This is a genomic window from Olleya sediminilitoris, assembly GCF_016785945.1.
Taxonomy (GTDB): domain Bacteria; phylum Bacteroidota; class Bacteroidia; order Flavobacteriales; family Flavobacteriaceae; genus Olleya; species Olleya sediminilitoris.
In genome coordinates this window covers 74,790-87,838 of the sequence record NZ_JAEMEF010000005.1, presented here as the reverse complement: position 1 = coordinate 87,838, position 13,049 = coordinate 74,790, and the positions used below count along the sequence as shown (strand labels likewise).

Below are 13,049 nucleotides of genomic sequence, written 5' to 3'. Positions count from 1 at the left end.
CTATGCAAACTAAGTTAAAAAAACATCTTAAAACTACTGAGCTTTTCTTTAAAGGTTCAAGCTTTTATAGAGGCGTTGTACTAACTATAGCAATTGTTTTACCTCTAGTTGTTTTAAATCTTTTAGACCTTTTTGCTTTTGCTCCTGCAATAGCTTTAGGTACTTTTTTAAATGCACCAAGTGACGTACCTGGTAGTTTAAGACGTAAAATTAATGGGACACTAATTAGCGTAGCAATAACTGTTATTGTCACCTTTTTAGTATTAGTAACCAAACCTGTTTTTATTGTATTAATACTTACTATTGCTGTGTTAAGCTTTTTAATAAGTTTAATATCTGTGTATGGTTTTAGGGCTTCATTAATTTCTTTTTCAGGTTTATTAGCCATAGTACTAGCTTTAGCAGTAAGCAAACCAGATTTAAACTCTATTATTATACATGTTGGTTTTTTAGGTATTGGAGGGTTTTGGTATTTATTAGTATCATTATTATCCTATTGGATTTTTCCTAAAAAAGATGATGACCAATTACTATCAGACACTTTAGCGTTAACAGGTCAATATTTAAAAATTAGAGCTAAACTTTTAACTAAGCCTAACAAGCGTGAAAAGTTTTCGAAAAAAGCATTAATAATTCAAACGCAAATTAGCGAAAAACATGAAACGTTAAGAGAATTACTTTTAGAAGGTAGAAAACGTTCTGGTCGTTCGTTTTCAAACGAAAGACGTTTACTAATATTTATTTCGTTAATCGATATTTTTGAACTGGCTTTAGCTAACACCATAGATTACTCTAAAATAGACACTCTTTTTGGTTTACAAAAACAACACCTAAGTCCTTTTAAAAAGCTTAATAAAGAATTAGGAAATCACTTAATAAAACTATCTGAATTATTAATAAAAAAAGGTGAGCTTCCCAATATTAAACATATTAATAAAATTACCGATAATACTGAAAAAGCTATTGAAGCTTACGTCTCTGAAATCTCATTACCACAGGCAAGAGATGGAGCTATTACCATGCGTAATTTACAAGATTATCAAAAGCAATTATTTCAAGAAGTTAAAGCTATAAGACGCGTATTAACTAAAGTTAAAAATAATGCTAAAGCCTCTTTAGTAGTCCAAGAGTCTAAACAATTTTTAACTTCTCAAGATTATAGGTTTAATATTCTGCTACAGCATTTTAGTTTAGAGTCTCCAATGTTAAGACATGCTTTAAGACTAACAGTTGCTATTGTATTTGGGTTTGTTTTTGGTAGTCTTTTAGACCTAAAAAATGCTTATTGGATTATTTTAACCATAATAGTTATTATGCGTCCTAATTATGGTTTAACTAAAGAACGCTCTAAAAACCGAATTATAGGTACCATAATTGGAGCTATGATAGCAACAGCAATAATTTTAATAACCAAAAACATTACCGTTTATATGGTTTTAGCTGTATTGTCATTAACTTTTGCTTTTTCGTTAATACAACAAAGTTATAAAATTGGCGCAGCATTTATCACGTTACACATTGTGTTTGTATATGCTTTAATAGAGCCTAATGCTTTTGCTGTCATTCAGTTTAGAGTAATCGACACTGCTATTGGTGCAACAATTGCTGTATTGGCAAATTATTTAATTTTACCAAGTTGGGAATACAAAAACCTAGATTCGGTTATATTAAATGTTATAACTGCAAACAGTAATTATTTAAGGGCTACTAAAAACTTATATCACAATAAAGAAGCTAACACATTAAGATATAAAGTATCCAGAAAAGAAGCATTTATAGCCATGAGTAATCTTAATGCTGCTTTTCAAAGACTGACTCAAGACCCTAAATCTAAGCAAAAACAATCGGTATTAATATATGATATTGTAACACTAAATCACACTATATTATCTGCTACAGCTTCTATTGGACGCTATATTTTAAATCATAAAACAACTCCTGCTTCAGAAGAATTTGATACTATTATAAAAGATATTACTACAACTTTAAATCAATCGGCAAAAACATTAGACAGTAATAAGCAAATTGTTGTTTCAGAAGAAAAAGAAATTCAACAAGCCCATCAAACACTTCAAAAACATTATGCAAAATTATCAGACAAGCGTGACAATCAAATTAAAGCTGGTCAAACATTAATTGACACAAAAACGTTACTAAACCTTCAAGAAGCACACTTAATTAGCAATCAATTATTATGGTTAAAAACATTGTCTACTAATTTAACCAAAGTAACGACTAAATATCATTCGGTTTTTAATTAAATTGCTGTTTTAATTCATTTTATAAAAAATATTGAAAGTCACTTTTAACGATCAAAAACATTTTATAACAGAAGCTATAAAACCACATTTAGGCCTACTTGGTATCTGGCTAATATTTATTGTTTTTGGTAGTTTTTTCATCTATTTAGGTAATCATATTGAACAAAACGGTATTGGTTTTGTAATTTTTGGCTATGCCTTTATAGTACTAGCTTCAACATTTATACTCTTTACTTTACCTTCTAGTATAATGTATTATTACGAAAAAGCTAAAGTAAAAAAATATGGCAGCTATACCTTTGCAAGGATTACCAATAAACGAATCGACGACTATTCGCATACTAACAGCTCTACTTTTGACTCTTCAAAATCTAAAGTTATAAAAGAATTTTTATATGTTGTAGAGTTTGAATTTAACTACAACAACACAACTTTTACAAATGAATGTTTTTTTGAGCATAAAACTACATTTGAAACAATTACACTTACAACTAAATTACCAATTCAATTTTTAAAAACTAATCCTAAAAAGGTCACTTTAAGACGTCGAAAACTTTCAAACCAATTGAACATTCCTGAAAAACTGTGTCAATAACTTACCTTTAAAAAAAAGTTATACTTAGCCAAAAGTGTTGTTTACCATTTAAAAAGCACTGTTTACTCATTGTCTATTTTATACCATTACTAAGTTATATAAGTTTGATGTATAACTTAAAAACGGTATATCATGAAAAATCAAATTAACTTAAATATTAAAACACCTTGTCAAGAAAAATTTAGCAACTTCACTCCTACAACAAATGGAGGGTTTTGTAATTCTTGCACTAAAGAAGTGGTAGATTTTACAAATTGGACACCAAACCAAATTGCTTTATTTTTTCAAAATAAAAACAATTTAAATACCTGTGGTCAATTTAAAAACACACAATTAACAAGCTATTCAAAACCTATTAAACAAAATAAAAAATTAAATTTAGTTAGCAGTATTGGATTAGCATGCTTAGCCTTTTTATCCTTTTTTACAGCTCAAGCTCAAGACAGTAATAACATAACAAAAAACACATCCAAAACCATAAAACAATTAAACCAACCCATATTAATTAAAGGGACTGTTTTAGATGACGACGGTTTACCATTACCACTTACAAATATTGTTTTAGAAGGAACAAACATTGGGACTCAGACTGATTTTGATGGTAACTTCACATTTCCTAATAAACTAAATAAAGGATCTGTATTAGTTTTTAGCTATGTTGGTTATGAAGCAAAGAAAATAACAGTAACAGATCCTGACAATAAAAAAACAGTTAATCTTGACGTTACATTAAACAATGACCATTATATTTTAATGGGTAAAGTAGCTGTAAAAGAAGTATTTCAATCAAAACATAAATAATTTTCTATACTTATGAAAAACCTCCTTTTAATAGGTTGCTTTGTTTGCGTACAAATATTATCTGCTCAAGTTTCTGATTTTAAAACAATAAATTTTACAAGAGCAGATAATATTGCCCAATTAAATAAAGGCGAAAAACTGGACAACTTACCTGTCTTAGCGTATAATTTAACCCATAAACTAAATACTGATGCCGAGAAATTTAGAGCAATTTACTCATGGGTTTGTAACAATATAAAAGGGGATTTAAATCAAGATCAAAAGGTTAGCAAATACCGTAAAAAATACAAAAATGACAGTTTAACTTTCAAAGCGTGGAATGATCAGTATAAAACCATTGCTTTTAAAACACTATTTAAACGTAAAAAAACCATGTGTTCAGGCTATGCCTATTTGATAAATCAATTATGTTTTTTGGCCAATATAGAAAGTAAAATAATTAATGGTTATGGCAGATCAGCCAATACAAATACAGACACTTTACAGATAGCAAATCACGCATGGAATGTTGTAAAACTTAATAACAAATGGTATTTATGTGATGCAACTTGGTCCAGTGGCTATTTTCTAAACGACATATTCATAAACGATTATAATTTAGGTTATTTTTTAACAGACCCTAAATTATTTAGACAAAATCATTATCCGTTAAACACACAATGGTTGTTAGACAACAACTCAAACAACAACGCTTTTGTTGCATCTCCAATAGTTTATGGAGCGACATTTAAACACCAAATTTTAACAACAAGCCCTTCCAAATTATACACCAACGTTAAAAAAAACAACACAATTACATTTAGTTTTGACACCTTTAAACCTATCAAAAAAGAACAGATTAGTCTAGTCTATTTTTCAGGCGGAAACTTAAAATCACTAAAAATATTTGATTTAAATATCCAAGGACAATCCATAGCTTTTAAGCATCTTTTTAAAACCGAAGGTTGGCATGACGTACATTTAAAAATCAATAATGATATTGTAGCAACATACACAATACAAGTTATGACTGAATAAACTACCTTTGTAGCAAATTATAACTTATGTCATTTAAAGACTTACAATTAAATAGGCCAATATTACGCGCAATTGCCCAAAAAGGTTACGATAACCCAACACTAGTACAAGAAAAAGCAATCCCTTTAGTACTTGATAAAAAAGACGTAATTGTATCTGCTCAAACAGGTACAGGTAAAACTGCTGCATTTGCATTACCTATTTTACAATTGTTATTTGACAGACAAGAAGGTCCTAAAAAAGGAAAAAAAATAAAAGCTTTAGTAGTTAGTCCTACTAGAGAATTAGCGATACAAATTGCTGAAAATTTTACCAGCTATGCAACTCATACCAATTTAACTAGCACTGTTATTTTTGGTGGAGCATCCATTGAGCCTCAGATTGAAAAACTTAAAAATGGTGTTGATATATTAATAGCAACTCCTGGTCGATTATTAGATCTACATAAACAAGATCAAATTAATCTAGATTATATAGAAACCCTTGTTCTTGATGAAGCAGACTTAATGTTAGACATGGGTTTTATAGATGATGTCAAAAAAATAGAACGTTTATGTCCAAGCACTAAACAAACCTTATTATTTTCGGCAACAATACCTTATAAAGTAGAGCAATTAGCAAGCTCAATTTTAAACCAACCTAAACGTATTGAGGTTGCACAGAATAGTTCGACTTCAAAAAATGTAAATCAGTTATTATATTTTGTTCCTAAAAAGGATAAAATCGAATTATGTTTACACCTACTTCGTAATACCATAAAGGGTCATATTATTATTTTTAGACGCACAAAATATGGTGTAGACAAACTTGAAAAAACATTATTAAAAAACGGTTATAAAGCAGATAGTATTCATGGTGATAAAAGCCAAACTGCTAGACAAGAAGCTTTAAATAAATTTAAGAAAAAAGAAGTCAATATTTTAGTCGCTACAGATGTAGCAGCTCGTGGAATTGACATCGATAATTTAGATGCTGTTGTAAACTTTGATCTACCAAATGTACCAGAGACTTATGTACACAGAATTGGTCGTACTGCTCGTGCTGGGCAATCTGGTATGGCTTATTCGCTTTGTAGTGCTGACGAGAAAAGCTACGTTTTAGACATTCAAAAACTAATACATTTACAATTAGATGTTATGGATGATCATCCTTATCCATTAGATCCAAAAGCAAAACCAATTGTACATAAATCTAAAAAAACAGGAAGTAAACATAAAAAAGGTCGTAAAAGCGAAGCCTCTAAAAAGAAGAAAAAGCGTTGGTATTAATTTTGCTATATTAGTAGTATGAAATTAAAATACCTAATTACATTACTTTTCGTAGTTTACTACACAAACAGCCATAGTCAAACCACTATTTTAGACAGTGTTTCTAAAAAAGGCGTCTCGTTTGCAACCATATCTTTTGGTAATGGTAACGGATTGTTTGCTGCAGAGGATGGTTCATTCTATTTTACTAAAAAATTATATTCAGATATCGATTCGCTTTACATTTCTGCTTTAGGATATAAAGACACCAAATTAGCGTCTTCATCATTAAAAGACACATTGTATTTAACACCTGAATCTAACGTTTTAGACGAAGTAATTGTTACAGCAAAACCTACAGGAAAATTTAAAGAGGTGACTTTAAAACCAACAGATCATAATGATTATTATAAATGTTGGCTACCTACTATAGAAAGTGAAATTGCTGTCTTTTTCCCTAATACAGATGCAAAACCTAAGCACTTAACTAAAGTTTTAATTCCTATTAAAACAGAAGCTAAAGATTGGAAAAAAAGAAGTAAAAGCAAACAAGCAAAACGACCGTTTTCAACATTATTTAGAGTTCAGTTTTACGACAACAACAATGGTTTACCTGGAGATGTTTTAACCTATGAAAAAGCTATTTTTATAGCAACCGAAAATACTAAACCTGTATTTGAATTTGACGTTTCTGGTTTTGATATTTTTATACCTAAAGAGGGAATTTATGTTTCTGTTCAAGTATTAGGTTTTACAGATAAAAACGGAAAATTATTACCCAATAAAAAATACAAAGAAATCAAAACTAGACGTGGTATTGTAAAAGTATCCACAACATTTAGACCTTTATTACCTTTTACAGATCAAATTAATCAAAAACACACCTTTGTAAAACGTGTGTTTCATAACAATGGACAATGGGTTTTATTTGATAAACAAAACATCAATAATTCAAACCTTTTAAACGCTGGTTTAAATAACTACGGAATGGGTTTAAAAATGGCTGTTTATAAAGAATAATAGTTTTTATTCACCTCTTTATCCGACAAAAAAAGCACCTTATTCAGTTTTAATCAAAATTAGCATTTTGAGTGTTGTCCATTCATAATTTTATAGTATTTTTAGTACGCAATCTAATATAAATGAAGGAGAGCCTTATATGATAGAAATTGATATTGAAAAAGAAAATGCTGAAATAGCAAAAGCATATAAACATTTACTAAAAGTAAGTTATCGCACCTTGTCTGACGATGACAAAAAACTAATTAGAAAAGCGTTTGATGTTGCTGTTGAAGCACATAGCCATCAACGCAGAAAAAGTGGAGAAGCCTATATTTTTCACCCTATTGCTGTGGCTAAAATTGTAGCAGAACAAATCGGATTAGATGCAACTTCAATTGCAGCTGCATTGCTTCATGATGTGGTAGAAGATAATGAGGACTATTCAATTAAAGATATTGAAAATTTGTTTGGTACAACCGTTGCCAAAATTGTAGACGGATTAACAAAAATTTCTTCTTTAAGCAAAGAAAAAGACATGGATGTGTCTTTACAAGCTGAAAACTTCAGAAAAATGCTATTAACTTTAAATGATGACGTTAGAGTTATTATTATAAAAATAGCAGACCGTTTGCATAATATGCAAACTATGGACAGCATGCGTCCTGATAAACAAGAAAAAATTGCTTCAGAAACCTTATATATTTATGCACCTTTAGCACACAGAATTGGGTTATACAATATTAAAACCGAACTTGAAGACCTTGGTCTAAAATATACAGAACCTGACACTTACAACGACATTCTTAATAAAATAAAAGAAAGCAAAGAGCAGCAAGATGCGTATATAGACGAATTTAATGAAGTTATCAAAACCTCTTTAGATAAAGAAGGTTTAAATTACAGTATCAAAGGAAGACCAAAATCTATTTTTTCGATAAAACGAAAAATGGCCAAACAAGGTGTGACTTTTGATGAAGTTTACGACAAGTTTGCTGTAAGAATTATTTACAAAAGTGACCGAAACAACGAAAAGTTTTTAGCCTGGAAAATATACTCTATAGTAACCGATCACTTCAGACCAAATCCAACCAGATTACGCGACTGGATATCATCACCTAAATCTACAGGTTATGAAGCATTACACATTACTGTAATGGGTCCAAAAGGACGATGGGTAGAAGTACAAGTGCGTAGTGAGCGCATGAATGAAATTGCCGAAAAAGGCTACGCTGCACACTATAAATATAAAAATGCAGATGATAAAGAAGATAATTTAGACATTTGGATTAATCGTCTACAAGAAGCTTTAGAAAATGCATCCACAAATGCAGTAGATTTTGTAGAGCAGTTTAAACTGAATTTATATTCAAAAGAAATTTTTGTTTTCACACCTAAAGGAGAGTTAAAATCTTTACCAAAAGGAGCTACTCCTTTAGACTTTGCTTTTAATATACATACAGAAGTTGGACGTAAAACTAGAGGAGCAAAAGTAAACGGAAAATTGGTTCCGTTAAGTCATACTTTAAAAAGCGGAGATCAGGTTGAAATCATAACTTCAGAGAGTGCAAAACCAAATCCAAACTGGTTAGATTATGCAACCACAGCAAGAGCAAGAGGTAAAATAAAATCGTTGTTAAAAGAAGAAACTAAAGCAATTGCTGCAGATGGTAAAGAAATTTTAAGACGAAAATTAAAGCAACTAAAAATTACTTTAAACGAAAAAGCAGTAAATGAAATGGTCAGCCATTTTAATTTAAAAACAAGCTTAGATTTATTCTATCGTGTCGGTACAGGAAACATTGATAATACCATGTTAAAAGAATATGCAGCTTCAAGAAGTAATGCATTAGTAAGTTTCCTAAAAAGTAAAATGAACCGAAAACCAGGTACCAATCCTGATGATATTAATAAAGACGAAATCACTAACAAGTATGATTTATTAGTCTTTGGTAAAGAAGAAGAAAGATTAGATTATAAATTAGCAAATTGTTGTAATCCAATACCTGGAGATTCTGTTTTTGGATTTATAACTATCAATGACGGAATTAAAGTTCATAAAAAAAACTGTCCAAATGCTTTAAGTTTGCAATCCAATTACGCATATCGTATTATGCAAGCCAAATGGATAGACTCGTCTCAACAAGAATTTGCTGCACAAATTAGATTATCTGGAATTGACAATTTAGGACTGGTTAATGACATTACTAAAGTTATATCGTCAAACATGCATGTTAACATGAATAGCTTAAGTTTTCAAAGTGATGATGGTGTATTTAAAGGTAAAATTAACGTTATTGTTCGCAATAAAACCATGCTTAAAAAGTTAATAGATAATCTTAAAAAAATTAACGGAATTGATAAAGTTAGCAGGATTTAAAGCTAAGTTGTTAATAAGTGTCTAATAACACGTTAGTCAAATTACCATTTTTATGAGTTTAACCTCAAAAAAAGATGTAAATTTGCGTGGTATTTATGAGTGGAAAAACAGATATAAAAAATCAAGAGATAGTAAAAAACGTCTTCACCTCTTTTTTAGAAGACAATGGTCATAGAAAAACACCAGAACGCTACGCTATACTTCAAGAAATCTATTCAAATTCAGAGCATTTTGATATAGAATCTTTATATGATAATATGAAGAAAAAAAAGTATCGTGTTAGTCGTGCTACGTTATACAATACCATTGAATTACTATTAGATTGCGGATTGGTAAGAAAACATCAATTTGGCAAAAATCAAGCACATTACGAAAAATCTTATTTTGACAAGCAACATGACCATGTCATATTGCAAGATACAGGAGAAGTTATTGAGTTTTGTGACCCAAGAATTCAGGCAATAAAAAAAACAATCGAAGAAGTTTTTGATATCGAAATATCGAAACATTCATTATACTTTTACGGTAACCGAAAAAAAAATAATAACAACACAACTAACTAAAAATGGCAGTAGATTTACTACTTGGTTTACAATGGGGAGATGAAGGCAAAGGAAAAATTGTCGATGTATTAACCTCTAAATACAATATTATAGCACGTTTTCAAGGTGGTCCAAATGCAGGACACACATTGGTTTTTAACGGTAAAAAACATGTGCTACATACTATTCCTTCAGGAATTTTTCATGACGAAGCAACAAATCTTGTTGGTAACGGAGTGGTTATTGATCCTGTAATTTTTAAAAAAGAATTAGATAAACTTGAAGAGCAAGATGTAGATTATAGAAAATCACTTCTTATTTCGCGTAAAGCTCATATTATTTTACCAACGCATCGTTTATTAGATGCTGCAAGTGAGACCGCTAAAGGTAAAGCAAAAATTGGATCTACTTTAAAAGGTATTGGACCAACTTACATGGACAAAACTGGTCGTAATGGTTTACGAGTAGGAGATTTAGAGTTAAACACATGGAAAGATAAATATCGCGCATTAGCAGATAAGCATGAGTCTATGATTGACTTTTATAATGTAGATATACAGTACGATTTAAAAGAATTAGAAACTGATTTTTTTGAAGCTGTCAAAGTTTTAAAATCTTTAAAGTTTATTGACTCTGAAGAATACATTTACCAAGCTCAAAAATCTGGACAATCAATCTTGGCAGAAGGTGCACAGGGATCTTTATTAGATATTGATTTTGGAACCTATCCATTTGTAACGTCTAGTAACACAACTGCAGCAGGTGCTTGTACTGGTTTAGGTGTTGCACCTAACAAAATCGGTGAAGTTTTTGGTATTTTTAAAGCATATACAACACGTGTAGGATCTGGACCTTTTCCAACAGAATTATTTGATATTGATGGAGAAACTATGGCTAAAGTTGGTCATGAGTTTGGAGCAACAACAGGACGTCCAAGACGTTGTGGTTGGTTAGATTTAGTAGCTCTTAAATATGCTTGTCAAGTTAATGGTGTGACTCAATTAATGATGATGAAAGCAGATGTTTTATCTGGTTTTAAAACATTAAAAGTTGCAACTGGTTACAAGTATAAAGGCGAAACTATTACTCATTTACCATATAATATCGAACCTGAAAATGTAGAACCTATTTATTCTGATTTTAAAGGTTGGTCTGAAGATTTAACAGAAATGTCTGAAGCATCAACATTACCCTCAGAACTTAATGACTACATTGACTTCTTAGAAAAAGAATTAGAAATTCCTATTACAATAGTATCTGTTGGACCTGACAGAAAACAAACTATTTTTAGATAATTACATAACTAATATCAAAATACAAACCTGCTATTATATTGAATAGCAGGTTTTTTCATCTTAAATAAATATTAATACATAATAGTAAGTCTATTAAATCGTTATTTTTGTGATAAACACGTATATCTTGAAATTTAATACATACTCAACCATTATTTTAATTGCTATGTTATTCTCACAGTTAGGAATAGCGCAAGAAAAACACATATTAATTAAAGACTCAGGAGCTTTTGGTGATATTGACGAAGTTAACCATCCTGGAGCTAGTATATTAACACGAAGTGACCAAGGACAAGTACACATCTACCATGATGGTATTGATATGTTTTGCGATAAAGCTATCTTTTATGGTAAAGAAGATTTTGTCGAAGCTTATGGAAATGTAAACATGAAGCAAGGTGACACTATTAATTTGACCTCTAAATATGTTGAATATTCGGGTAAAACACAATTAGCTTTTGCTAGTGGAGACGTCGTTTTAACGGATCCTCAATCTACAATAACTACAGATACTTTATATTTTAATAGAGCAAATCAAGAATCATACTACAGAACTGGAGGAAAAGTAGTCAGAGACTCTTCAGGAACAATCACAAGTCGTATTGGTCGTTACTATATGAACCAAAAAAAATATCGTTTTGTAGATAGCGTAAGATTAGTAAATCCTGAATATGAATTAAACACAAAAACGTTAGACTACTTCTCTGATAATGGTCATGCATACATGTATGGACCGTCAACAATTGTTGGAGATAGCAGTAAAATATATAGCGAACGTGGCTTTTATAATACCACTAATGACACTGGATATTTTGTAAGAAAATCAAGAATAGATTATGATAATCGAGTTATTGAAGGTGATAGCTTATACTTTGACAGAAATAAAAACTTCGCATCTGCAACAAATAACATTGTAGTTACAGACACTATAAACAGTAGTATTATTAAAGGACATTATGCAGAAGTCTATCGTGCAAAAGACTCTGTGTATATTACTAAACGTGCTTTAGCCATTACAACTCAAGAAACAGATAGCATTTATATGCACGCAGATACACTTATGGTTACAGGAAAACCAGAACATCGTATTACTAGAGGCTACTACAATGGTAAAGTTTACAAATCAGATATTAGTGCTAAAGCAGATTCAATACATGCAGATCACAAGACAGGATTAACACAATTAATTAATTTAAAACGATTAAATAAAGGTGATGCCTTTTCAGTTGCCAGAAGACCTATTCTTTGGAATCTTGACAATCAAATGACTGGTGATACCATTCATTTAAAATCTAATCCTAAAACCGAGAAATTAGATTCTCTAATTGTATTTAATAATGCCTTTTTAATTAGTAAAGACACGATTAGTGAAGATGCCTACAACCAAATTTCAGGAAAAGTATTAATCGGACTTTTTGACGATAATAATGATATCAAACAAGTTGATATCTTAAAAAATGCAGAATCCATCAACTATAGTCGAAATGATGATAAGGAATTAATTGGTATTGAAAAATCTAAATCTGCTGATATTCTTATTTTATTTGAAGCTAAAGAAGTTATAGAATTAAGAAAAATCACACAATTTGAAGGTAAATTATATACAGAAGAAGATTTGCCAAAAAACGCAAGAAAACTAAGAGGCTTTGATTGGCGTGATGACGAAAGACCAAAATCAGTTGAAGATTTGTTTAAAGACGATCCACCTCTTAATTTACCAACCATAAAAGGTTTAGAACCTTATAAAGCTGATGAAGAGTTTTTTGGAGACGCACTACTTGATCGTGTAAATAAAGCAGATCAAGAAGCGGAAAATAAAAAATTAAATCAAAAAGATCAAGCTCCAAAAGCCTCTAGAACAATACCCAAGAAATTTTTAAAGCCTTTAATAGCGCCTAAAAAAGAATAATAA

The 13,049-nt window shown here is 30.4% G+C and carries 10 protein-coding genes; all 10 read left to right on the top strand.

Going from position 1 to position 13,049, the window contains the following annotated elements:
• Nucleotides 1-2 precede the first annotated feature (2 nt).
• The 10 genes from JAO71_RS07585 to JAO71_RS07540 all read left to right on the top strand — a co-directional run bounded on the left by JAO71_RS07585 (nucleotide 3) and on the right by JAO71_RS07540 (nucleotide 13,046).
• On the top strand, nucleotides 3-2,261 hold the full coding sequence (locus JAO71_RS07585; RefSeq protein WP_202999970.1) for an FUSC family protein: 2,259 nt from the start codon (nucleotides 3-5) through the stop codon (nucleotides 2,259-2,261).
• A gap of 31 nt (nucleotides 2,262-2,292) precedes the next feature.
• Complete coding sequence (locus JAO71_RS07580; RefSeq protein WP_116824327.1) at nucleotides 2,293-2,856, top strand: hypothetical protein; 564 nt, start codon at nucleotides 2,293-2,295, stop codon at nucleotides 2,854-2,856.
• 132 nt (nucleotides 2,857-2,988) lie between these two features.
• Complete coding sequence (locus JAO71_RS07575) at nucleotides 2,989-3,657, top strand: carboxypeptidase-like regulatory domain-containing protein (protein ID WP_202999968.1); 669 nt, start codon at nucleotides 2,989-2,991, stop codon at nucleotides 3,655-3,657.
• A 12-nt stretch (nucleotides 3,658-3,669) separates the two neighbouring features.
• Nucleotides 3,670-4,674 carry a transglutaminase domain-containing protein gene (locus tag JAO71_RS07570; RefSeq protein ID WP_202999960.1) on the top strand — a complete coding sequence of 335 codons (1,005 nt, stop codon included), beginning with the start codon at nucleotides 3,670-3,672 and terminating at the stop codon, nucleotides 4,672-4,674.
• Nucleotides 4,675-4,700: 26 nt separating this feature from the next.
• Nucleotides 4,701-5,942, top strand: a complete 1,242-nt coding sequence (locus JAO71_RS07565) for a DEAD/DEAH box helicase (RefSeq protein ID WP_202999958.1) — start codon at nucleotides 4,701-4,703, stop codon at nucleotides 5,940-5,942.
• Nucleotides 5,943-5,960: 18 nt separating this feature from the next.
• Nucleotides 5,961-6,941, top strand: a complete 981-nt coding sequence (locus tag JAO71_RS07560; protein WP_202999956.1) for a peptidase associated/transthyretin-like domain-containing protein — start codon at nucleotides 5,961-5,963, stop codon at nucleotides 6,939-6,941.
• A 139-nt stretch (nucleotides 6,942-7,080) separates the two neighbouring features.
• Complete coding sequence (locus JAO71_RS07555) at nucleotides 7,081-9,300, top strand: RelA/SpoT family protein (protein WP_028289483.1); 2,220 nt, start codon at nucleotides 7,081-7,083, stop codon at nucleotides 9,298-9,300.
• Nucleotides 9,301-9,395: 95 nt separating this feature from the next.
• Nucleotides 9,396-9,863, top strand: a complete 468-nt coding sequence (locus JAO71_RS07550; protein WP_028289482.1) for a Fur family transcriptional regulator — start codon at nucleotides 9,396-9,398, stop codon at nucleotides 9,861-9,863.
• 2 nt (nucleotides 9,864-9,865) lie between these two features.
• Entirely contained in the window at nucleotides 9,866-11,137 is a 1,272-nt protein-coding gene (locus JAO71_RS07545) for an adenylosuccinate synthase (protein WP_202999954.1), read from the top strand.
• Nucleotides 11,138-11,264: 127 nt separating this feature from the next.
• Nucleotides 11,265-13,046 (top strand): OstA-like protein, encoded by a 1,782-nt coding sequence (locus JAO71_RS07540; RefSeq protein WP_317193467.1) that lies wholly within the window; start codon nucleotides 11,265-11,267, stop codon nucleotides 13,044-13,046.
• Nucleotides 13,047-13,049: the final 3 nt, after the last annotated feature.

Coding starts and splice junctions, on each gene's coding strand:
- JAO71_RS07585 (WP_202999970.1), top strand. CDS start 3: ATGCAAACTAAGTTAAAAAAACATCTTAAAACTACTGAGCTTTTCTTT.
- JAO71_RS07575 (WP_202999968.1), top strand. CDS start 2,989: ATGAAAAATCAAATTAACTTAAATATTAAAACACCTTGTCAAGAAAAA.
- JAO71_RS07570 (WP_202999960.1), top strand. CDS start 3,670: ATGAAAAACCTCCTTTTAATAGGTTGCTTTGTTTGCGTACAAATATTA.
- JAO71_RS07565 (WP_202999958.1), top strand. CDS start 4,701: ATGTCATTTAAAGACTTACAATTAAATAGGCCAATATTACGCGCAATT.
- JAO71_RS07560 (WP_202999956.1), top strand. CDS start 5,961: ATGAAATTAAAATACCTAATTACATTACTTTTCGTAGTTTACTACACA.
- JAO71_RS07555 (WP_028289483.1), top strand. CDS start 7,081: ATGATAGAAATTGATATTGAAAAAGAAAATGCTGAAATAGCAAAAGCA.
- JAO71_RS07550 (WP_028289482.1), top strand. CDS start 9,396: ATGAGTGGAAAAACAGATATAAAAAATCAAGAGATAGTAAAAAACGTC.
- JAO71_RS07545 (WP_202999954.1), top strand. CDS start 9,866: ATGGCAGTAGATTTACTACTTGGTTTACAATGGGGAGATGAAGGCAAA.